Source organism: Polaromonas sp. P4_F4 (assembly GCF_056401355.1).
The window spans coordinates 256,975-277,332 of record NZ_JBFUJO010000001.1 but is presented as its reverse complement, the minus strand read 5'-3'; the positions used below and the strand labels follow the sequence as shown (position 1 = coordinate 277,332).

Genomic DNA, 20,358 nt, shown 5'->3' with positions numbered 1-20,358 from the left:
GCTCATGGGTGCGCCTCCACATCCTTGCCAAATCCGAATATCGTTTGGTACAGGCCGATGACACTGGTCAGCACAAAGGGCGGCACCATGGCGGCATATACCACCCATTCCGGAAACCCCAGGATCTGGGTTTCGGAATGAGTGCGCCAGGAGTTGAGGCCTCCGAGCGTGGTGCGCCAGGCCAGCAAGGCAAACAGCAATGCCAGCAACAGGGCGCCGAAACGGTCCAGCCTGTCGTTGCTCGCATCACTGAGTTTTGCCGTGAAGAAATCAACAATGATGTTGCCGCGCCTGATCTGACAAAAAGGCATGAACAGCGCAATGGCAGCGCCAGCGGCGACGCCGGTCAGCTCAAAATCGCCGGCCAGTGTGGCTCCGGCGACATTGCGGCCAATCAGGCTGACACAGGTCATGAGCGTGATCACCGTGAGCAAGAGGCCGGCCAGCACAGCGCAGAGCTTTGCCAGGTGTTGCAGTAGATTCAAGCGAGGTCTCCCGAAGTAAGCGTCTGCGGGCCATGTGACAGGAGAGGGCCCCGCAATTTGTCCGGCCGATTATGCAAATACCTGCACGCTGCGGGCAGGTGGCTTACCCGCAGCGCAACGGGTATTTGCGCGATGATCGGAGTGGGTGTGCGTCCATCGCGCAAGCAGGCTGCGGCATCAGGTCGCCCGCGCCGGGGCGGGAGCCTGGCACCGCGGCCGGCGCGCCACTTCAGGCGACGCGCACCGTCAGCGTGCCGAGGCCGGCCACGCCGCCCACCATGGTGTCACCCGACACCACGGCAGCCACACCCTCTGGTGTGCCGGTGTAAATCAGGTCGCCGGGCTGCAACTCCCAGGCCACGGACAGGTGTTCTATGGTTTCGGCGATGTTCCAGATCAGTTTGGAGACATTGCTGCGCTGGCGGTCTTTTCCGCCGACCTGCAGGTAGATCTCGGCGTTGCTCACATCGCCGGCCTGGGCGACGGGCGTGATGGGGCCGATGGGCGCGGAGTGGTCATAGGCCTTGCCGATGCACCAGGGACGGCCCTGTTTTTTCATCTCGCCTTGCAAGTCCCGGCGCGTCATGTCCAGGCCGACGGCATAGCCGTAGATGTGCTTGTGGGCATCGGCGGCCTTGATGTTTTTGCCGCCCGTGCCAATCGCCGCGACCAGTTCAATTTCATGGTGCAGGTTGTTGGTCAGGCTCGGGTAGGGAATGGTGCCCGTGCTGCCGGCGTCAACCACCACAAGGGCGTCTGCCGGTTTCAGGAAGAAGAAGGGGGGTTCGCGGCCAGTGAAACCCATCTCCTTGGCATGCTCTTCGTAGTTGCGGCCCACGCAGTAAATGCGGTGGACGGGGAAGCGTTCTTTGACTCCCACGACGGGTACGGAAACCGTGGCGGGTGGGGTAAATACATAACTCATGACAACCTTTCCTCTTTGTGTATGCCCAGGGCCTGATGCACCGGGCGGTCTGAAAAACTGAACAGCACACAACCTTGCTGCGAGTGCAGTTGGGCAGTGTGCCACGACGGAATCACAAAATGGTCGTGCGGGCCAAAGTCGAATGTCCAGGACTGGCCATTGCGCTCGATGGTGACGCTGCCGTGGCCTTCCACCACGCTGAACACCGCTCCGTCGGTCTGGCGCCAGGGCTTGCCCGCAAAGCCCGCCGGCAGGCGCTGCATGAAGGTGGCCATGGTTGGCATGGGCGAGCCGCCCATGGCCGGATTGACATAGCGCAGCTTGGTGCCGTCCCAGGCATCGATCTCGGCATGGGCTTCCAGCTGGTGCAGGGCCTCGCGCGTGCGCTCGTAGGGGTAGCTGAAGATCGGAGAGGTCTGGCCAAAGGGCGCGTCGTAGCGCACCGGCAGCATGTTGGCGCCGTAGCGCTGGTAGCTGATGCCTTCGGCCTTGGTCACGGCTTGCTGTTGGGCGCTGCCGTTTTCTGCAAAGCCGGCGTCGAAGAAGCGCAGCATGGGGATGTCCAGGCCATCCAGCCAGACCACGGGCGCATCTGATTCCACACGGCCGGGGTGGCCGTGGTCGTGCCAGGTCCAACTCGGGGTGATGATGAAATCGCCTGGCTTCATCTGTGTGCGCTCGCCGTCCACCGCGGTGTAGGCGCCCTGGCCTTCGACGACAAAGCGCAGTGCGCTTTGCGTGTGCCGGTGGCTGGGTGCGATTTCGCCCGGCATGATGACCTGCAGGCCGGCATAGAGCGACTGGGTCACGCAGGACTGCCCGCGCATGCCGGGGTTTTCCAGGATCAGCACCCGGCGCACCGCCTCTTCGGCGGTGATGAGCTGGCCCGCCTGCATCAGGAAAGGGTGTACCTCGGCGTACTTCCAGAGCGCGGGCTGGCACGGCGTCGTGGGGGATGGGGGCACCAGCGCGTGCAGCACCTCCCACAGCGGCGTCATGCTGTGGAACGAGATGGCGTCATAGAAGGCCTTGCGTGCCGGGTTGTCGGCGCGGGCCGGCTGGCCTGGGTTGGGGGGAGGTGTCATGTCCATGAGGGTGTTCCGCCGCTGGTTAAATCCTGTTGACTTGCTCGCCGGTGGCTGCTCAGTCGGCGCTTTCGTCGAGGTAAACGCCGTCCTGCCTGAGCAGTTGCTGAAGTTGCCGGATGTCGATGTCGGCAAAAGTCTGGTCTTTATTCAGCAGCGCTGCCGCCGTGCCCGCCGCCTGGCCCATCACAAAGCAGCCACCGCTGGCGCGGGCCGCCGACTGGCCTTCGTGGGTCATGGAGGCGCAGCGTCCGGCCACCAGCAGGTTGCCCGTGGTGGTGGGCACCAGCATGCGCCAGGGCAGGTCGTTGTAGGCGCGTCCTTCGGCTGCATCCACGTTGCGCGGGAACTGCCAGTCGATGCGGCCGTCGGCATGCAGTTCCATGGGCCAGGCATTGATGCCGATGGTGTCGTCGAAGCGGGCCGACGAAAGGATGTCTTCGCCGCTCAGCGCGTACTGGCCCTGAATCCGCCGTGTTTCGCGTATACCCACTTGTGGCGCGATGTCGACGATGGCTGATCGTTCAAAGCCCGGCACTTCGTTACGCAGGAAGCGGAAATATTCCGTGATCTGGCGCCGGCCCTCCAGTTCGCCGTCGCTGAGCTGGCGCGCATCGGTGGCGTCCATGGCCGTGCCCTGGGCATTGCGGATTTGCGTGACGTTGGCACGCCATTCGGCCGGGTTTTTCTGGGGGCGAAGAATGGCGCCTTCGCGCGGGAATTGGTAGCGGCCCGGTTCACGGGCCTGGCTTTGCGCCATCAGCGCGTTGATGGCCTTGAAGTCACCCACGGCTGCCAGTGCGCGTGCTGCATCCACATGGCCAACGCGAAACATGGTCGAGGGAAACAGCGCGCTGCCATGCCCGTCGCCGAGTTCAAACGGCACGCCGGCAAAGTGCGCCACGTCGGCGTCGCCCGAGCAGTCGATAAAGCACCGCGCGCGAATCGCCTGGCGGCCGGATTTGGTTTCCACCACGAGTGCGCTGATCTGCCGGTCTTGCATGACCACAGCCGCGGCCCAGGCGTGAAACAGCAACTGCACACCCGAGGCCAGGAGCAACTGGTCGGCCGCGCATTTGTAGGCCGATACATCGTAGGAGCGAACGCGAATGCGGCCCTGCATGCCATCCTGCGGCGCGTTGAGGCCGCCCAGCGCGTCGATGCGCGCCAGCAGGTCATCGACCACGCCGTGCACCACCTGCTGCATCTCGCCGTTTTTTCGGCCATACAGGCCGGCAAAGTTGGTGACGCCGCCCGCCGTGCCCATGCCGCCCAGGAAGCCGTAGCGCTCTACCAGCAGGGTGCGTGCGCCATGCTTTGCGGCACTCACGCTGGCCGCCAGGCCGGCAGGGCCGCCGCCCACCACGACCACGTCAAATTCGCCATAGACGGGCAAGGTGCGGGCGGGTTCGGTGATGAAGTTCAAGTTGGACCCCCGTCCAGGCTCACTGCGTGTAGCCTGTTCCTCCCTCGAGAGGGCGGTGAATTAGCCCACCCCTGTCCAAGCTCACTGCGTGTAGCTTGTTCCCCCCTCAAGGGGGCGGCGCCTGCGGTCTGGCAAAGCCAGTCCCGCGGCACCCTGGTTGTGCTCCCTGAAGTCTTTAACCCAGCATGGACAGGCGACAGAGGCGAAGCGTCTCGCGAGCCGCGGCCTGCAAGGCCTCGAGAGCTACACGCAGTGAGCGAACGTGGGGGCTCTCCAACCCAGCAGGGGCCGCGGAACCGGCTTTGCCGGGCCGCAGGCGCAGCGGCCCCCTCGGGGGGCAGAGAGCTACACGCTGTGAGCGAACGTGGGGGCATCATTTATTCGATCCTGATGCCGCGCGTCTGGATGATGTTGCCCAAAATGGCGGCCTCATCCTTGACGCGGCTCTTCAAGCCGTCGGGCGAGGTGCCCACGGCTTGCCAGCCCTGGTTGAAGAGTTTTTGCCGCGTGTCCGCGTCGCGGATGATGCGTGGCACTTCCTGCGCCAGCCGCGCCTGGGCGGCTTTGGAAAGGCTGGCCGGGCCGATCAGTGCTGTCCAGACTTCCAGGTTGACATTCTGCAAGCCGGCCTCCGAGAGCGGGGGCACGTCGGGCACCAGCGAGGAGCGCCCACCCGCCAGACCAATGGCCCTGAGCTTGCCGGAACGCACATGCGGCATGGCCACACCCGGCGGGATCAGCGCCATCTGGATTTGCCCGCCCAGCATGGCGGTCACCACCTGCGGGTTGCCCGGAAACGGCACATGCACCGGCAGCACGCCCGGCGCACGGCTCTTGAGCAGTTCCATGCCCAGATGGGCGACCGAGCCGTTACCCACCGAGCCGTAGTTCCACTGCCCGCCACCCTCGCGGGCGGCTGTGAAGAATGCGGCTCCGCCAGGCTGGCCGGCCGGCGCCACCAGCACCAGCGGTGCGGTGGTCAGTAGCGAGATGGGGGCAAAGTCTTTGGCCGGGTCGTAGGGCAGCTTGGGGTACAGCAGCTTGGCCGAGGTCAGGTTGCCGTTGATGACAACGCCCAGCGTATGGTCGTCGGTGGCCTTGGCTACCTGGTCGGCGGCAATGTTGCCGGAGGCGCCGGGCTTGTTTTCAACAATGACCGGCTGGCCCAGTACTTTGGCCAAGGGCTCGGCAAGGGTGCGCGCGGCCATGTCGGGCGTCGAACCACCGGGAAAACCGACCAGAATACGGACCGGCCGGGTTGGCCAAGGGCTGGCAATCTCTGCTTTTTTTGAGCTATTTTGTGCTCCAACCCAGGCGGGAATGGTGCAGGCGGCTATCAAAAGTGTGGCGCGGATTGCGGCGTTGGAGAGCGCGGCAAGCGTTTTCATGGGATTCTCCGGAAACTGTAAAACTTTTATTGGAACAGTTTTGAGGGCTCGATTCCGTCGTACATCCACTTCAGCCCGGCAAACCCGGCACTCTCCGTTCCGCTCTGGAACAACTGGTTGCGCAGCTCGCGCTGCACCCCCGCCGCATGGTAAATGTCACCATAAAAGCGGGCTGTCAGCTGCACGCGGCCGGTGCGCAGGTAGCGGGCCTGCTGGTACTTCAAAAAGGCCTTCTGGATGTCGCCGCGGGTAAAGCGCAGTGCTTCGCGCAGCACCACGGCATCTTCGATGGCCTGGCCGGCGCCCTGGGCCAGGTACTGCATCATGGGGTGCGCCGCATCGCCGAGCAGCGTCACGCGCCGGTCCGTCCAGTTCTTCACGGGTTCACGGTCGCACAACACCCACATTTTCCAGGTTTCGATCTTGCCCAGCAGTTCCTTGACCTGCGGGCATGCCTCGGCAAAACGCTCGTTCAGCTCGGCCGTGTCGCCAAAGGTGTTCCAGCCTTCGTCGTACTTGTTGCTGTGGAACACCGCCACCAGGTTGAACAGCTCGCCCCGGCGAAGCGGGTAGTGCACCAGGTGTGTTTTTTCGCCGCCCCACAGCAGCACGTCGTCACTCCACAAATGGGCGGGCACGTCTTCGCGCTTGAGCACCGCGCGGTAGGCGATGTGGCCCGACACGCGCGGCTTGCCGTCACCCACAACGACTTCCCGTATCCTGCTCCAGAGGCCGTCGGCGCCAATCAACGCGCTGCCCTGCACGGTTTCGCCATCGGCCAGGCGAACGCTGACACCCCCTTCGGATTGGTCGAACGACTCGACCTTGGCATGGGTGCGCAAGGTTACATGGGGCTGCGCCCGGCAGGCATCCAGGAACACCTGATGCAGGTCGGCGCGGTAAATGACGCCATACGGAAAACCATAGGTGGCCCGGGCCATGTCGCCCAGCGCCACGCGAACGACTTTCTCGCCGGTACGCACATCGTTCATGCCCAGACCCGCCGGGAAAAATGCCACGCGATTAACGACTTCGGTCAACCCCAGATAGTCGAACATTCGGAAGATGTTGGGACCGAGCTGGATGCCGGCGCCGATTTCACCAAAAGCGGCGGCCTGCTCCAGCACGGTGACGGGATGGCCGTCCTGCGCCAGCACCAGGGCCGCCGCCAGGCCGCCAATGCCGCCGCCCGAGATGATGAGGGGAGATGTTTGTGCCATGATTTTTACAGGATGAAAATCGGGAAGGGTTCGGGAGAGGTTCGGGAATAGCCCGGGAAATACCAGGGCGCCCATAAATGATAAGTATACATATCATTTATTGACTTAGTACTTACCCTGAGCGTTTAAACTCCGCACATGGCAAAAAGCTTTAATTTCAGTGACGCTCCGGGGCACCTCATTCGCCGGGCACAACAGCTTGCAGTGGCGATCTTCATGGAGGAGACGGCGGGTTTTGACGCGACGCCGGTGCAGTTTGCCATCCTGAACGCGCTGATGGATGACCCTGGCGAAGATCAGATCACGCTGTCAGGGCGGGTGGCGTTCGACCCAGCCACTTTCGGTTCGGTGATCGGGCGGCTGGAGGCCAAAGGCTGGGTCAAGCGTGAGGCAGATCCGGGCGACAAGCGCCGCAAACTGCTCTGGATCACGCCGGAAGGGGAGAAGGTTGCGCTGCAGATGAAACGCGCGGTGAGCCGGGCCCAGCAGCGCATTGTGGGTCCGCTGGATCCTGACGAGCGGGCGCAACTGGGCGCGCTGCTCGGCAAGATGATCGCCGGGCACGAAAAAGCTGCCAGGCAATGATGGCATCTCAATGATGGCATCCTGAAGGCAGTAAATAAGAAAAACAAAGAAAAACAAAGAAAAGCGGGGCTAAAAAACCCCGCTTTTCTTTTGGTCGAACGGTTGGCTCAGGCCGATTTGGCCAGCAGGTCGAAATGCTCCACGGTGGGCGGGCCGGCAAAAAACGGCCCGACAATGGCGCGCCAATCGGCAAAGGCTGGTGACTGGCGGAAGTCCACGGTGTGATTTTCCAGCGTCTCCCAGAAGATTTGCAGGATGTAGCGCTCGGGGCTCTCAATGCCTTTGTTGACTTTGAAACCCTGAAATCCCTTGGCCTTGGAAATCACGGTGCTGACGCCACGCTGGATGGCTTCGTCAAAAGCGGCTTGCTGGCCGGGGTGGATGCGGATGTCGGCGAGTTCGAGAATCATGAACGGTCCTGTGTTGATGTTGCGCACTATCGGGGTCAATACTGCGTAGGGGGTAACTCTAGCGCCAAACTATCGAGCGCTGCGGTCAGCCTGATCTGGCAGCTGTCAAATCACCACAGCCGCACGCCGGTTCAGCAACGCGTTGGCCAGGCTGTAGGCTGTCACCATCGAGGTCTTCGGGTTGGTCGAAGAAGCTCGGCCATCGATGCGGATAGAGATGCGCCCGCTCGCGCCATCGGCCTCGATTTCATGGACATTACCGTCCACCTGTGGGTCTGCGATCAGTTCGACCTGGGTTTCGTCGAAACCCAGGCCCGCCAGTGCAATGGTTGCTGCGACATTGGCATTTTTCGGATAGGCCAGCGCCGCCATGCGAGCGCTGCCGCTGAAGAACACCGTGGGCCCGGTCAGCGCGTCGAGGTCGATGCAGGATTCGGCGGCCGTGTCGCGCCAAGCGGCAGGGGGCTTGCGTGAGCGGTATTGGACGAAACTGAGTCCGGCCCGCCGCGCCGCGCCGAGGATGTCTATGCCGCCGACGGCACCAGAGGCCAGCAACAGCTGGCGGCCACTGTTCTCAGCGGCCCGACAGAGCCTGTTGTGGCGCGCGGCATCCGCCAATGAGCCGGCCGAAACCAGCAGCAAGTCGCATCCCGCGCGCAGGACCTGTTCACCGTAGGCATCCACGGCCTGGTGGCCCGCGCATTCAACAACGATGTCCGGCGCGCTGTGCAGCAGGTCCGCAAGCGAGTTCCATCGCGGTGGGCCGGGATCCGAGCCTGGGGGAGGGGGGGTGATGGCTGTGCCGCCCATGACCAGCGCGCCTTGCACATCGACCAGGTCCGGCGACGTTTGAAGCACCCGGTACAACTCGGCGCCGATCGCGCCAAAACCGATCAATGCGACCCGCAGGGGTGGTGGGGATTTCCTGTGACATGGTGATTTTGTGGCCTTGTTTCCGCTGATGCCGAATTAGAAGTGGGAGGCCTGTCTCCATACAAACGGATTTTTTTGCTGGATTGATCACCTGGCGCGCTGAATGTCAAAACTGCGGTTAACGGCTGCGTCGAATCCGAACGATCGGGTATCGTTGCCATCGGATTTAACTGCGCGCAAATTTATATTCACATGGCCAGCAACAAGTCGGGGTTGATCGACAGCCTTTTTACAGCGTCGCCATTGGCACGGGCCAATGTGACCTTGAGACAGCTTCGCGCCTTTGTTGCCCTGGCGCAGGCCAAGAGCTTTACGGCTGCGGCGAAACAGATTCACATCACCCAGTCCGCGCTAAGCGCGCTGGTCCGGGAGCTCGAGGAGGAAGTCGGCTCTCGTCTGTTCGACCGGACCACACGCAGCGTCGAGTTCACGGTCGCCGGGTTGGAGTTGCTGCCTGTGGCACAACGCGTCCTGCACGACCTGAACGGTGGCCTGGAGGTGCTGCGTGACCTGAACCTCAAGCGCAGGGGCCGCGTCACAGTTGCCGTGACGCCGCTGCTGGCGGCCAGCTTCGTGCCATCGCTGTGCGCGGCGCTCGGCCGACGGTTCCCCGAACTGCGTGTGGTGGTTCACGACCGGCTGGCGGCAAACAACATCCATGGCGTACGCTCGGGCGAAGCCGATCTGGCGATAGGGAACTTCGGCCCGGTGAGTGACGACATCGCGCTGACATTGATTGAAGGCAGCCGGGTTGGCGTTGTCGTTCCCCGCGGGCACCGTTTCGCCGCCCAGCGTGGCGTGAACTGGGCGCAGCTCGTCGGAGAGCCCTTGATACCTGTTGAACAAGGAGAGTGCCTTCCGCCGGGTGGTCGAGCAAGCCTTGTCGCGGGCCGAGGTGATGCAGGAGCCCGCCTACGAAGTGGCCTACATGGGCACAGCCATCGGCTTGGCGCAGGAGGGGCTGGGGATCGCCATCTGCCCCTTGCATATTGCGCGGTCGCTTGACAGCACGCTGGCGCGGTTTGTTCCAATGGTCGGCCCTGCGGTCACCGATGGTGTTTACATCGCAACCCTGAAGGGGCGCTCGCTGTCCCCGGCCGCGCAGGCGTTCGTTGACCTCATCCTGGCCGGTCGGCCATGGGCTTCACTGACGGGTGTGAAAATCGGCAAATGAGCGCAGGTGCCCTGTCCTTTGGGGACACCCCAGACGGATGGCAGTGTCAGCAAGACCGTTTCAGTCCTGGGCCACCTGCAGCACCAGTTTGCCAAAGTTTTCCCCGTTGAAAAGCTTGAGCAGCGTCTCGGGAAAGGTGTCCAGGCCGACCACCACGTCTTCCTTGCTTTTCATGGTGCCGGCCCTCAGGTAACCCGCCAGCTCAGCCACGGCCAGGTGGTAGCGGTCGGCGTAGTCAAACACGACAATCCCTTCCATGCGCGCCCGGTTCACCAATAGCGAGAGGTAGTTGGCCGGACCCTTGACGGGCGTGGTGTTGTTGTACTGGCTGATCGCGCCGCAGATGATGATGCGCGCGCCGCGTGCGAGTTTGGCCAGCACCAGGTCGAGAATCTCGCCGCCCACGTTGTCGAAGTAGATATCAACGCCTTTGGGACAGTGCTCCTTCAGGCCGGCCCGCACGTCGCCGTTCTTGTAGTCGATGCAGGCGTCGAAGCCCAACTCGTTAACCACCCAGTCGCACTTGGCCTTGCCACCGGCAATGCCGACCACGCGGCAGCCCTTGAGCCGGGCGAGTTGGCCCACGGTTTGCCCCACGGCCCCGGCCGCGCCAGAGACCACCACAGTCTCGCCCGCCTTGGGCTGGCCGACGTCCATCAGGCCAAAGTAGCCCGTCATGCCCGGCATGCCCAGCACATTGAGCCACTGGGTAAGTCCCAGGCGCGGATCGATCTTGAACATGCCGCTGCGCTTGACCTGGTCCGCCGGAATCAGGCAGTACTCCTGCACATTCAGCCCGGCATTGACATAGTCTCCCACGGCAAATGCCGGGTTTTGGGAGGCGATGACCTTGCCCACGCCGCCGGCGCGCATGACCGCGCCCAGCTCGACCGGCGGGATATAGCTTTTGGCGTCGTTCATCCAGCCGCGCATGGCCGGGTCGAGGGAGAGGCAAAGGGTTTTAACCAGCACGCCACCTGGGCCGGGTTCCGCCACCGGTTCGGTGGTGAAGTCCCAGTTGGCGCGGGTGGGCAGGCCCGCCGGGCGGCTGGCCAGGCGGATCTGGCGGTTAACTAATTCGGTGATGGCGCTCATGAGGTGTCTCCATGGAGGGCAGGTTGCAGGTGACCGCTTTTTGCGGCAGCTGCGCATGGTAGCCGCGCCAGGCCCGGCCGCGAGTCGCGCAGGTGATTCGGCGGAACCTGTACAGGTCGGCAACACTTTTACAGGCTGCGCGGATGGCTGGCACCCAGCATTTCAGTTTATGCTTTCAGGATGAAGCTTCACAACTATTTCCGCTCCTCCGCCTCCTTCCGCGTCCGGATTGCGCTGGAACTCAAGGCCCTGGACTATGAGTACATTGCCGTGCACATTGCCCGGGGTGACCATAAAAAAGAACCCTATGCAGCCCTTTCTGCCGACACTTTGGTGCCGCTGCTGGAGGTGGACGGTGAAAAGCTGTCGCAGTCGATGGCCATCATCGAATACCTGGACGAGAAGCATCCGTTGCCACCACTCCTGCCCGCCGATGCGGCAGGCCGCGCCAAGGTGCGTGCGCTGGCCCAGTCGATTGCCTGCGAAATTCATCCGCTCAACAATCTGCGCGTGCTCAAGTATCTGGTGCGGGAGCTCAAGGTGGAGGAAGAGGCCAAAAACACCTGGTACCGCCACTGGTGCCGCGAAGGGCTGGAAGCCTTCGAGCGGCAGCTGGCCCAGTTGCCGGCCTCCACTTATTGCTACGGCAACACCCCCACGCTGGCCGACTGTTGCCTGGTGCCGCAGATTTTCAACGCCAAACGCTTCAATGTGAACTTCGACGGTTTGCCGCGCACCATGGCGGCGTATGACGCCTGCATGGCGCTCCCGGCGTTCCAGAAGGCCCAGCCTTCGGCCTGCCCCGATAACGAAGCCTGAAAATGTGGCCCCCACGCTCCCCACTCCGTGTGGTTCGCGAGGCCTTGCAGGCCGCGGCTCGCGGGACGCGTCGCCTCCGTCGCCTGTCCAAACCTGCTCAAGCAGGTTCGGAGCCGCAGGCTCCAGCCCCTCGGGGGCTAATTTTCCTAGGGGCGGCCCGTCGGAAAATTGCTCTGCAGACCAGGTCGCTATGGATGCACGCTGGCTGATTCCCGACTGGCCTGCGCCCAAAGGTGTTCGGGCTGTGTTCACAACCCGTTCAGGAGGCGTGTCTGCCGCGCCCTACGACAGCATGAATCTGGGTGACCATGTGGGCGACTTGCCTGAGCGCGTGGCCACCAACCGCTCGCTTTTGCAGGGTGCAACCGGCACCCGCTCCGTATTCCTCAAGCAGGTTCATGGCAGCGAGGTGCTGGAGCTTGGCCCGGACACCGCCGATGGCCAGCAGGCCGATGCCTGCGTCACGGTGCAGTCCGGGCTGGCCTGCACCATCATGGTCGCCGATTGCCTGCCTGTGCTGCTGGCCACTGAAGACGGGGCCGTGGTAGCCGCGGCGCATGCCGGCTGGCGGGGGCTGGCGGGTAGTGGAACTCAGGGTGGGCGAGGTGTTCTGGAGACGGTTTACAGCTCTTTTACCGCGCTCGCCAGGAAGAGGCGGGCGCAGGATACTATCAAAATAGTAGCTTGGCTGGGTCCGTGCATTGGGCCCTCGGCGTTTGAGGTGGGCCCTGAAGTCAAGGCGGCATTTGAAGCTGCACAGCCTGAAGCCGGTAGCCTGTTTGCGCTGGCCGGGGCTGGCAAGTACCTGGCCGATCTGCCCGCGCTGGCCCGCCTCCGGTTGCTGGCCTTGGGTGTCACGCAAATTTATGGCAATGACGGCAGTGCTCCCTGGTGCACCGTGAGCAATCCTTCAAGGTTCTTTTCCCACCGGCGGGACGCGGGCGTTGGCGGCAACGGTTTCGGCACTACGGGGCGCATGGCTGCCTGCATCTGGATGGAATGACGGGGTTGCCGTGTCCGAGATCGCACCGGCGGCGTCAACATCATCACCTGCATCGGCGCGCGTTCGCTGCGCGAACTCTTCGGCCTCGCGTTTCTTGATCGCCCTGCTGCGTGCCGGGGCACCCATTAGGTAAACCACCAATGCCGCAGGACCCGCGCCATAGAGTACAAAGGTAATAAGCGCTCCCAACACCGTTCCGTTGCTGTTGGTGGCTTCAGCAACGCTCATCATGAGCACGACGTAGATCCAGGCGATGACAATCAAATACATATAAAACTCTGAGTTCGGTCAGAAATTTCGAAGAAAACCCTACGATACTGAAAGCCTGTGTAAAAAGGCGAAAAAAGGGTCTTCAGGACTCCATCTCATCAAGGAGGCAAGATGAATTCTGACGCGCAGTGGTCCCAGGCGGCCCGACAGATGCAAGAAACTTTTGGCGCGGGCTTCCAGCAGGTGCTGGGCGCATTCGGCACAGCGCACCCACCAGCCGGTTTGCCGCAAATCGATCTGTCCACATTCCAGCAGGCTCTCCCGTCCCTCCGCTTCGATCCTGTCAAGCTGCAAGAACTGCAGCAGCAATACGTCCAAGACGCCTCAGCGCTCTGGAACCAGGGCGTTCAGACCGGTACCGCCGCCGCCGCCGTCTCTGACCGGCGCTTTTCCGGTGAAGCCTGGAATGCCAACCCTGTCTCCAGGTTCTCGGCCTCCGCCTACCTGCTCAATGCCCGCACCTTGATGGGACTGGCCGAGGCGGTGGAGGGCGATGAAAAAACCAGGGCGCGCCTCCGATTTGCCGTTGAGCAGTGGATGGCGGCAACGGCGCCCAGCAACTTTTTGGCCCTGAACGCCGAAGCCCAGCAAAAAGCCATTGCCAGCAAGGGCGAGAGCATTGCCCGGGGTATCCAGAACCTGCTGCACGACATGAAGCAGGGCCATCTGTCAATGACGGACGAAAGTGTTTTCGAGGTGGGCAAAAATGTTGCCACGACCGAAGGCGCGGTGGTATTCGAAAATGAATTCTTCCAGCTGCTGGAGTACAAACCACTGACGGAGAAGGTCTATGAAAAGCCCTTTCTGCTTGTTCCGCCCTGCATCAACAAGTTTTATATTCTGGATCTGCAGCCCGAAAACTCGCTGATCCGCTATGCAGTCAGCCAGGGCCACCGGACTTTCGTGGTGAGCTGGCGTAACCCCGACGAGTCCATGTCCGGCAACACATGGGATGACTACATCGAGCACGCCGCCATCAAAGCTATTGAGGTGGTGCAGGAGATCACCGGCGCCAAGACCATCAATGCGCTGGGATTTTGCGTTGGAGGCACGATTTTGGGAACGGCGCTCGCCGTGCTCGCCGCACGCGGTGAAAAGCCGGTGACCAGCGTCACGTTGCTGACCTCGCTTCTTGACTTCACCGACACCGGAATCCTGGATATCTTCATCGACGAAAATTCCGTCAAGTACCGTGAGGCGGAGATGGGAAAAGGGGGGCTGCTCAAGGGGCAGGACCTGGCGGCTACTTTCAGCTTCCTGCGACCCAATGACCTGGTCTGGAACTACGTGGTGGGCAACTACCTGAAAGGCGAAACGCCGCCGCCGTTTGACCTGCTGTACTGGAACAGCGACTCCACAAACCTGCCGGGCCCGTTTTACGCCTGGTACCTGCGCAACACCTATTTTGAGAACAACCTGATCAAGCCAGGCAAAACCGTGGTGTGCGGCCAAAAGGTCGATCTGGGCAAGCTCGACATGCCGGTTTATATCTACGGCTCGCGCGAGGACCATATCGTGCCAATTGGCGGGGCCTATGCGTCAACGCAGCAGCTGCCGGGCAAAAAGCGTTTTGTGATGGGCGCTTCGGGCCATATTGCTGGCGTGATCAATCCACCGGCCAAGAAAAAACGCAGCTACTGGACCAACGACAAGCTGCCGCAGGGCAAGTTTCCCGCGGAGCAGGCTGAGTGGCAGAAAAATGCCACGGAACACCCCGGCAGCTGGTGGACGGACTGGTCCGACTGGCTTAAGGGCTATGCCGGCAAGCAAATTGCCGCGCCCAAGGGCTACGGCGGTCGCCAGCACAAGAAGATCGAGCCCGCGCCGGGCCGGTACGTCAAGGTGAAGGCCTGAGGATGACCGTCTCAATCTTCATCTCAAACCTCCATAAAAACATGGAAAGTATCCAATAATTTACAGGGCTCAGGTATCAAAAAAGCCCATGGCAGACGTTCAACCGACGGGTACCTCCGGGAGAATGTCACGACAAGACTTTGCAACACGACTTCACACCAAGGATAGACATCATGGAAGACATTGTTATCGTTTCAGCAGGCCGCACGGCCGTTGGAAAATTTGGCGGTTCCCTGGCGAAAACACCTGCAACCGAACTTGGCGCAGCCGTGATCAAGGCGGTGCTCGAGCGTTCAGGCTTGAGTTCCGAGCAGGTGGGCGAAGTCATCCTCGGCCAGGTTTTGACGGCTGGGGTGGGCCAGAATCCGGCGCGCCAAGCCGTGATCAAGGCGGGCTTCCCGAACGGCATTCCCGGACTGACCATCAATGCCGTTTGCGGCTCCGGCCTCAAGGCCGTCATGCTGGCGGCGCAGTCCGTGGCGACAGGCGACAGCGAAATTGTGATTGCCGGCGGTCAGGAGAACATGAGTGCGGCGCCGCACGTGCTGAACGGCTCGCGTGACGGCCAGCGCATGGGCGACTGGAAAATGATTGACTCGATGATTGTGGACGGCCTGTGGGACGTCTACAACCAGTACCACATGGGCATCACCGCCGAGAATGTTGCCAAAAAATACGGCATTGGCCGTGAGGCGCAAGACGCCCTGGCGCTGGCCAGTCAGACCAAGGCCGCCGCTGCTCAGGACGCCGGTAAATTCAAGGACGAGATTATTCCGATTTCCATTCCGCAGAAAAAAGGCGACCCGCTGGTGTTTGCGGCCGATGAGTTCATCAACCGAAAAACCAATGCAGAGGGCCTGGCCGGCCTGCGCCCCGCCTTTGACAAGGCCGGTGGCGTTACGGCCGGAAATGCCTCGGGCCTGAACGATGGTGCGGCGGCGGTGATGGTCATGACGGCCAAAAAGGCTGCTGCGCTCGGCCTCAAGCCGCTAGCACGCATTGCAAGCTACGCCACGACCGGCCTGGACCCGGCCTACATGGGCATGGGCCCGGTTCCGGCATCGACCAAGGCGCTGCAACGCGCCGGCTGGAAGGCGCAGGATCTGGACTTGCTGGAGATCAATGAGGCTTTTGCCGCGCAGGCCTGCGCGGTGAACAAGGAAATGGGCTGGGACACCAGCAAGGTCAACGTCAATGGGGGCGCAATTGCCATCGGCCACCCGATTGGTGCGTCCGGTTGCCGCATCCTGGTGACGCTGCTGCACGAGATGGCGCGACGCGATGCCAAAAAAGGTATTGCCAGCCTGTGCATTGGCGGCGGCATGGGCGTGGCGCTCACGCTGGAGCGCTGAACCTCAGGTAAAACAGCCCGATGCCCGCGCAATTACCCCGCTGAAGGCTATTGAATAGATAGCCGATCGGAATGGAGCAGAGTAGATTAGGGTAAACAAGAGCAACGCAGAGCAACTCAGAGCAAAGCAGAACAATTTCGCAAAATTGCATATCAAGGAGAGAACGACATGAGCAAAAAAGTAGCGTATGTGACCGGCGGCATGGGTGGTATTGGAACCGCCATTTGCCAGCGGCTGGCCAAAGATGGCTTCACGGTGATCGCAGGTTGCGGACCCACGCGTGATTTCACCAAATGGCTCGACGAGCAGAAGGCGCTGGGTTACACCTTCTACGCCTCCGTCGGCAATGTGGGCGACTGGGATTCCACGGTGGCCGCCTTTGACAAAGTCAAGGCAGAGCATGGCCTGGTGAGTGTGCTGGTGAACAATGCCGGCATCACGCGCGACGGCCAGTTCCGCAAGATGAGCAAGGCCGACTGGGATGCGGTGATTTCGACCAACCTCGACAGCATGTTCAATGTGACCAAGCAGGTCATTGAAGGCATGATTGAGGCGGGCTTCGGCCGCATCGTCAACATTTCATCGGTCAATGGCCAGAAAGGCCAGTTTGGCCAGGTGAACTACTCTACCGCCAAGGCCGGCCTGCACGGCTTTACCATGGCGCTGGCGCAAGAGGTGGCGAGCAAAGGCGTGACGGTGAACACCGTCAGCCCGGGCTATATCGGCACGGACATGGTCAAGGCCATACGCCCTGATGTGCTGGAGAAAATTGTGGCTGGCGTCCCCGCCAAGCGCCTGGGCCAGCCAGAAGAGATTGCCTCCATCATTGCCTGGATTGCGTCTGAAGAAGGTGGTTATGCTACCGGCGCGGACTTCTCGCTCAATGGCGGTTTGCACATGGGCTGAGTGCCCGCATGCAGGATAAAAAAACCCGCTTCGGCGGGTTTTTTTATTGGGCACTTGACTTGATGACTGCAGATCGTACCGGTCACGGCCAAATTTTTAGCGGAGGTTCAATCAGGCTTGATGCGCGCCTGCCGCACGATGTCCTTCCAGATGGCCTGTTCACCGCGAATGAAGGCTGCGAATTCTGCCGGCGGCTGCCCGCCAATGGTTGCGCTGTCGCCCGCAAAGCGCTCAGCCGTTGCGGGTGATTGCAGCGCCTTGGCCGACTCCTGCTGCAGGCGCTGGACAATCTCGACGGGTGTGCCGGCCGGGGCCAGAATGCCGTACCACTGCACAGACTCGAAGTTGCGGTAGCCCATCTCGGCCACGGTGGGGACGTCCGGCAGGGCTGGCAGTCTGGCCGGCGTGCCCACGGCAATCGCGCGCAGGCGGCCACTGCGGATGTGCGGCAGAAGCGCTGGTGTTCCGGCAGAGAAAACCTGCGTCCGCCCTGCCAGCAGGTCGGTCAGCGCCGGTCCGGTGCCGCGGTAGGGAATATGTGTCATGAAGGTGCCGGTGACCAGCAGGATCGACCGGCCATGTGGATCCATTTCGACTGTTCAGCAGGAGCCCATCATCGATTTACGCCGTCTTGAATATTTTGTGGCCGTTGCCGAGGCCGGCAGCTTCAGCAAGGCTGCAGCGGTGCTGGTGATGTCGCAGCCCGCGCTTAGCCAGCAGGTGGCCCTGCTCGAACAGGAAATCGGTCAACGCCTGCTCGACCGCACAGGGCGTGGCGCCGAGCCTACCGACGCGGGGCTGGCGCTGCTGACGCATGCGCGGGCGATTTTTGAGCTGGCGGAACGGGCCCGGGCTGACATGCAGGAGCGCAAGCTCATCCCCAGCGGTCGCATCACCATCGGCCTGCCGCCGCGCGTCGCCCACGCCATGACGGCGGATTTGGTGGAGCGCTTTCGCGCCGAGTTCCCTGATGCCGCCATCAGCGTGGAAGAGGGGCTCAGCATTCGTCTGCGTGAATGGCTGGTGGCCGGCCGCCTCGATGTGGCGGTGCTGTTTGACCCACCCGCGTCGCCGCTGCTGAATATTGAAACCATCGTGCGTGAGCCGTTGGTGCTGATGGCCTCAACCTCCCTGCCACCACGCATCCGGCTGGCCGAGGTGGCGGCACTGTCATTGGTCCTGCCCAGCAAGCCCAATTCCTTGCGACAACTGCTTGAAAACGAGGTCAAGCCCCGAGGTTACCTGCTCAAGGTGGTGGCGGAGGTGGATTCGATCAAAACCGTGCTGTCGCTGGTTGCGCGCGGCGTGGCCGCAACCGTGCTACCGGCCAGCGCCATACGGGAGTGGACGCATGACACACCGCCTTTCATGGCTGCCATCCACGCACCCGTGATTCGCAACCGCCTATGTATTGCGGTTCCCAAGGCGCGCCCGGCTACCCGCCTGAGCCGGTTTCTCGTGAGCCTGACGCGGGAGCTGTGCGAACAATATTACGGCGATGCTGCGCACCAGCGAAAGCCGTGAACCCGGTGCTTCAGAACGCGCACTACCACGCACTGTCCCGGACTATCGCGTACTATTTTTGCTTCGCCTTGTTTCCTTCTGACTGTAGTAAATTAGATCGGCGCACTGCCTTGCGCGGCTTTCGTTCGCGCCCGCCTCTCTCCGCCTCTTGTTGAAGGAACCCCTCCCGCATGCCCCATAGCGTCTCCCTCATCAGCACCATCGCCGCCGGCCTGGGTCTGGCTTTGATCTTTGGCTTTGCGGCTGCACGGTTTCGCTTGCCCGCCATCGTTGGCTATCTGCTGGCGGGCGTGATCATCGGGCCCTTCACGCCGGGCTTTGTGGCCGATGCCGGGATTGCCAGCCAGCTTGCCGAGATTGGCGTGATGCTGCTGATGTTTGGTGTCGGTCTGCATTTCTCGCTGGATGATTTGCTGGCGGTACGCAAGATTGCCGTGCCTGGCGCTGTGGTGCAGATGACTGTGGCGACTGCGCTGGGTATGGGGCTGGCGCACTGGTGGGGCTGGAACCTGGGCGGCGCGCTGGTGTTCGGGCTTTCGCTGTCGGTGGCCAGTACGGTGGTGTTGCTCCGCGCGCTTGAGAGTCGGGGGATTCTTGATTCCGTCAACGGGCGCATTGCCGTGGGCTGGCTCGTGGTGGAAGACCTGGCCATGGTGCTGGTACTGGTCTTGTTGCCGCCGCTGGGCAGCTGGCTATCTGGTAAAACCGATGCCTCCGCCGATGTCAACATGCTGTGGAAAACGCTGGGCATGACGCTGTTGCAGGTTGGCGGCTTTGTCGCGCTGATGCTGGTCGTAGGGCGGCGGTTTTTTCCGTGGGTGCTGTGGCATGTGCAGCGCACGGGTTCGCGTGAGCTCTTTACCTTGTGCGTGGTGGCGGCAGCCGTCAGCATTGCGTTTGGTGCGACGGCGCTGTTTGGTGTGTCGTTTGCGCTGGGCGCATTTTTTGCCGGCATGGTGATGCGCGAGTCCGAGTTCAGTCACCGTGCCGCAGAAGAGTCGCTGCCGCTACGTGACGCTTTTGCGGTGCTGTTCTTTGTTTCAGTCGGCATGCTGTTTGACCCCTGGGTGCTTCTTGAGCGCCCGCTGCAGGTGCTGGCAGTGGTGGGCATCATCATCGTGGGCAAATCGCTGGCGGCCGGGCTGCTCGTCATGGCGTTTCGCTACCCGCTCAATACCGCGCTCACGGTGTCTGCCAGCCTGGCGCAGATCGGCGAATTTTCTTTCATTCTGGTAGCCCTGGGTGCGTCGCTTGGACTGTTGCCACCGGAGGGGCAAAGCCTGGTGCTGGCCGGAGCGCTGATCTCGATTGCGCTGAACCAACTGGTCTTCAAGGCCGTTGAACCTTTTCAGCAATGGATACTGGGCAAGTCCGCACTGGCACGCAAACTGGAAGCACGTGACGACCCGACGGCCCAGCTGCCGGCCAGCACTGAAGCGAAGTATCTCTCGCACCATGTGGTGCTGGTCGGTTATGGGCGGGTAGGGCGGCGCATCGCGGAGGCGCTTGGGGCCCACCACATCCCTTTTGTCGTGGCCGAGCAAAACCGCGAGGCGGTTGAACGGCTGCGGGAGCAGGGTTTGCCTGCGGTGTCAGGTGACGCGTCGGAGCCTGATGTGCTGATTCAGGCGCATATTGCGCAAGCCCGCATGCTGGTGATCGCCACACCCGACACGCTGGATGTGCGGCAGATGATTGCGACGGCCCGGGCGCTTAACCCGGCGATTGAAACCGTGGTGCGCACACACAACGAGGCGGAGGCCAAGCTGCTGGATCAGGAGAATGCCGGCAAGGTGTTTCTGAGGGAGCATGAGTTGGCACAGGCGATGACGCGCCATGTGCTTGAGCGCTCGGCCGCCAGTGTTGTGCATTAGCGGAGGCTTTTAAGCCCGCACACGAACGAA

Annotated in this window: 19 protein-coding genes and 1 pseudogene; 9 read left to right on the top strand and 11 right to left on the bottom strand. The window is 62.1% G+C overall.

Annotated elements, in window-relative coordinates; genetic code table 11:
• Positions 1-2: 2 nt before the first annotated feature.
• The 6 genes from AC1DUR_RS01350 to AC1DUR_RS01325 form a co-directional block, all read right to left on the bottom strand.
• Positions 3-485: a TRAP transporter small permease gene (locus AC1DUR_RS01350; protein WP_477716992.1), complete on the bottom strand. Its 483-nt coding sequence runs from the start codon at positions 483-485 to the stop codon at positions 3-5.
• Between the two features lie 229 nt (positions 486-714).
• On the bottom strand, positions 715-1,410 hold the full coding sequence (locus AC1DUR_RS01345) for a fumarylacetoacetate hydrolase family protein (RefSeq protein ID WP_477716991.1): 696 nt from the start codon (positions 1,408-1,410) through the stop codon (positions 715-717).
• On the bottom strand, positions 1,407-2,501 hold the full coding sequence (gene gtdA, locus AC1DUR_RS01340) for a gentisate 1,2-dioxygenase (protein WP_477716990.1): 1,095 nt from the start codon (positions 2,499-2,501) through the stop codon (positions 1,407-1,409). Before gtdA ends, AC1DUR_RS01345 begins: the two co-directional genes overlap by 4 nt.
• A gap of 52 nt (positions 2,502-2,553) precedes the next feature.
• Entirely contained in the window at positions 2,554-3,921 is a 1,368-nt protein-coding gene (locus AC1DUR_RS01335; protein ID WP_477716989.1) for an FAD-dependent oxidoreductase, read from the bottom strand.
• Between the two features lie 377 nt (positions 3,922-4,298).
• Complete coding sequence (locus AC1DUR_RS01330) at positions 4,299-5,309, bottom strand: Bug family tripartite tricarboxylate transporter substrate binding protein (protein ID WP_477716988.1); 1,011 nt, start codon at positions 5,307-5,309, stop codon at positions 4,299-4,301.
• A 26-nt stretch (positions 5,310-5,335) separates the two neighbouring features.
• Positions 5,336-6,529 carry a 3-hydroxybenzoate 6-monooxygenase gene (locus AC1DUR_RS01325; protein WP_477716987.1) on the bottom strand — a complete coding sequence of 398 codons (1,194 nt, stop codon included), beginning with the start codon at positions 6,527-6,529 and terminating at the stop codon, positions 5,336-5,338.
• A gap of 138 nt (positions 6,530-6,667) precedes the next feature.
• On the opposite strand from AC1DUR_RS01325, the gene AC1DUR_RS01320 reads away from it, so the two are divergent.
• A complete protein-coding gene (locus AC1DUR_RS01320) occupies positions 6,668-7,114 on the top strand; it encodes a MarR family winged helix-turn-helix transcriptional regulator (RefSeq protein ID WP_477716986.1) in 447 nt (148 codons plus the stop codon).
• A 107-nt stretch (positions 7,115-7,221) separates the two neighbouring features.
• Here AC1DUR_RS01320 and AC1DUR_RS01315 read toward each other — a convergent pair whose 3' ends face one another.
• Positions 7,222-7,524, bottom strand: coding sequence for an antibiotic biosynthesis monooxygenase family protein (locus tag AC1DUR_RS01315; RefSeq protein WP_477716985.1), 303 nt, complete (start codon positions 7,522-7,524; stop codon positions 7,222-7,224).
• Between the two features lie 105 nt (positions 7,525-7,629).
• Positions 7,630-8,421, bottom strand: coding sequence for an aspartate dehydrogenase (locus tag AC1DUR_RS01310; RefSeq protein ID WP_477716984.1), 792 nt, complete (start codon positions 8,419-8,421; stop codon positions 7,630-7,632).
• Between the two features lie 228 nt (positions 8,422-8,649).
• On the opposite strand from AC1DUR_RS01310, the pseudogene AC1DUR_RS01305 reads away from it, so the two are divergent.
• A pseudogene (locus AC1DUR_RS01305) lies at positions 8,650-9,631 on the top strand (LysR family transcriptional regulator).
• A 60-nt stretch (positions 9,632-9,691) separates the two neighbouring features.
• Here AC1DUR_RS01305 and AC1DUR_RS01300 read toward each other — a convergent pair.
• Complete coding sequence (locus tag AC1DUR_RS01300) at positions 9,692-10,726, bottom strand: NADP-dependent oxidoreductase (RefSeq protein ID WP_477716983.1); 1,035 nt, start codon at positions 10,724-10,726, stop codon at positions 9,692-9,694.
• Between the two features lie 180 nt (positions 10,727-10,906).
• Here AC1DUR_RS01300 and maiA point away from each other — a divergent pair, with 180 nt between their 5' ends.
• Together maiA and pgeF are read left to right on the top strand one after the other, a co-directional pair.
• Positions 10,907-11,545: a maleylacetoacetate isomerase gene (gene maiA / locus AC1DUR_RS01295; protein WP_477716982.1), complete on the top strand. Its 639-nt coding sequence runs from the start codon at positions 10,907-10,909 to the stop codon at positions 11,543-11,545.
• Positions 11,546-11,735: 190 nt separating this feature from the next.
• The gene (pgeF, locus tag AC1DUR_RS01290) at positions 11,736-12,548 is read left to right on the top strand and encodes a peptidoglycan editing factor PgeF (protein WP_477716981.1); all 813 of its coding nucleotides are present in this window, start codon (positions 11,736-11,738) and stop codon (positions 12,546-12,548) included.
• Here the strand turns inward: pgeF and AC1DUR_RS01285 are convergent.
• Positions 12,456-12,818 (bottom strand): hypothetical protein, encoded by a 363-nt coding sequence (locus AC1DUR_RS01285; RefSeq protein WP_477716980.1) that lies wholly within the window; start codon positions 12,816-12,818, stop codon positions 12,456-12,458. The two genes, pgeF and AC1DUR_RS01285, sit on opposite strands and share 93 nt — an antisense overlap.
• Positions 12,819-12,929: 111 nt before the next feature.
• Between AC1DUR_RS01285 and AC1DUR_RS01280 the strand changes: the two genes are divergently transcribed.
• The 3 genes from AC1DUR_RS01280 (at position 12,930) to phbB (ending at position 16,930) form a co-directional block, all read left to right on the top strand.
• Positions 12,930-14,672 (top strand): PHA/PHB synthase family protein, encoded by a 1,743-nt coding sequence (locus tag AC1DUR_RS01280; RefSeq protein ID WP_477716979.1) that lies wholly within the window; start codon positions 12,930-12,932, stop codon positions 14,670-14,672.
• Between the two features lie 173 nt (positions 14,673-14,845).
• A complete protein-coding gene (locus AC1DUR_RS01275) occupies positions 14,846-16,024 on the top strand; it encodes an acetyl-CoA C-acetyltransferase (RefSeq protein ID WP_477716978.1) in 1,179 nt (392 codons plus the stop codon).
• A 168-nt stretch (positions 16,025-16,192) separates the two neighbouring features.
• Positions 16,193-16,930 (top strand): acetoacetyl-CoA reductase, encoded by a 738-nt coding sequence (phbB, locus tag AC1DUR_RS01270; RefSeq protein WP_477716977.1) that lies wholly within the window; start codon positions 16,193-16,195, stop codon positions 16,928-16,930.
• A 107-nt stretch (positions 16,931-17,037) separates the two neighbouring features.
• On the opposite strand, the gene AC1DUR_RS01265 is transcribed toward phbB, so the two are convergent.
• Positions 17,038-17,520, bottom strand: coding sequence for a Bug family tripartite tricarboxylate transporter substrate binding protein (locus tag AC1DUR_RS01265; RefSeq protein WP_477716976.1), 483 nt, complete (start codon positions 17,518-17,520; stop codon positions 17,038-17,040).
• On the opposite strand from AC1DUR_RS01265, the gene AC1DUR_RS01260 reads away from it, so the two are divergent.
• Both AC1DUR_RS01260 and AC1DUR_RS01255 read left to right on the top strand, forming a co-directional pair.
• Positions 17,486-18,454 carry a LysR substrate-binding domain-containing protein gene (locus tag AC1DUR_RS01260; RefSeq protein ID WP_477716975.1) on the top strand — a complete coding sequence of 323 codons (969 nt, stop codon included), beginning with the start codon at positions 17,486-17,488 and terminating at the stop codon, positions 18,452-18,454. The genes AC1DUR_RS01265 and AC1DUR_RS01260 overlap by 35 nt on opposite strands.
• Before the next feature lie 170 nt (positions 18,455-18,624).
• Positions 18,625-20,328 (top strand): cation:proton antiporter domain-containing protein, encoded by a 1,704-nt coding sequence (locus AC1DUR_RS01255; RefSeq protein ID WP_477716974.1) that lies wholly within the window; start codon positions 18,625-18,627, stop codon positions 20,326-20,328.
• Positions 20,329-20,358 lie beyond the last annotated feature (30 nt).

What these genes read in the sequence shown, in the direction of transcription:
- AC1DUR_RS01345 (WP_477716991.1), bottom strand. Translation starts at nt 1,410, where the DNA reads ATGAGTTATGTATTTACCCCACCCGCCACGGTTTCCGTACCCGTCGTG.
- gtdA (WP_477716990.1), bottom strand. Translation starts at nt 2,501, where the DNA reads ATGGACATGACACCTCCCCCCAACCCAGGCCAGCCGGCCCGCGCCGAC.
- AC1DUR_RS01330 (WP_477716988.1), bottom strand. Translation starts at nt 5,309, where the DNA reads ATGAAAACGCTTGCCGCGCTCTCCAACGCCGCAATCCGCGCCACACTT.
- AC1DUR_RS01325 (WP_477716987.1), bottom strand. Translation starts at nt 6,529, where the DNA reads ATGGCACAAACATCTCCCCTCATCATCTCGGGCGGCGGCATTGGCGGC.
- AC1DUR_RS01320 (WP_477716986.1), top strand. Translation starts at nt 6,668, where the DNA reads ATGGCAAAAAGCTTTAATTTCAGTGACGCTCCGGGGCACCTCATTCGC.
- AC1DUR_RS01315 (WP_477716985.1), bottom strand. Translation starts at nt 7,524, where the DNA reads ATGATTCTCGAACTCGCCGACATCCGCATCCACCCCGGCCAGCAAGCC.
- AC1DUR_RS01300 (WP_477716983.1), bottom strand. Translation starts at nt 10,726, where the DNA reads ATGAGCGCCATCACCGAATTAGTTAACCGCCAGATCCGCCTGGCCAGC.
- maiA (WP_477716982.1), top strand. Translation starts at nt 10,907, where the DNA reads ATGAAGCTTCACAACTATTTCCGCTCCTCCGCCTCCTTCCGCGTCCGG.
- pgeF (WP_477716981.1), top strand. Translation starts at nt 11,736, where the DNA reads ATGGATGCACGCTGGCTGATTCCCGACTGGCCTGCGCCCAAAGGTGTT.
- AC1DUR_RS01285 (WP_477716980.1), bottom strand. Translation starts at nt 12,818, where the DNA reads ATGTATTTGATTGTCATCGCCTGGATCTACGTCGTGCTCATGATGAGC.
- AC1DUR_RS01280 (WP_477716979.1), top strand. Translation starts at nt 12,930, where the DNA reads ATGAATTCTGACGCGCAGTGGTCCCAGGCGGCCCGACAGATGCAAGAA.
- AC1DUR_RS01275 (WP_477716978.1), top strand. Translation starts at nt 14,846, where the DNA reads ATGGAAGACATTGTTATCGTTTCAGCAGGCCGCACGGCCGTTGGAAAA.
- phbB (WP_477716977.1), top strand. Translation starts at nt 16,193, where the DNA reads ATGAGCAAAAAAGTAGCGTATGTGACCGGCGGCATGGGTGGTATTGGA.
- AC1DUR_RS01265 (WP_477716976.1), bottom strand. Translation starts at nt 17,520, where the DNA reads ATGGATCCACATGGCCGGTCGATCCTGCTGGTCACCGGCACCTTCATG.
- AC1DUR_RS01255 (WP_477716974.1), top strand. Translation starts at nt 18,625, where the DNA reads ATGCCCCATAGCGTCTCCCTCATCAGCACCATCGCCGCCGGCCTGGGT.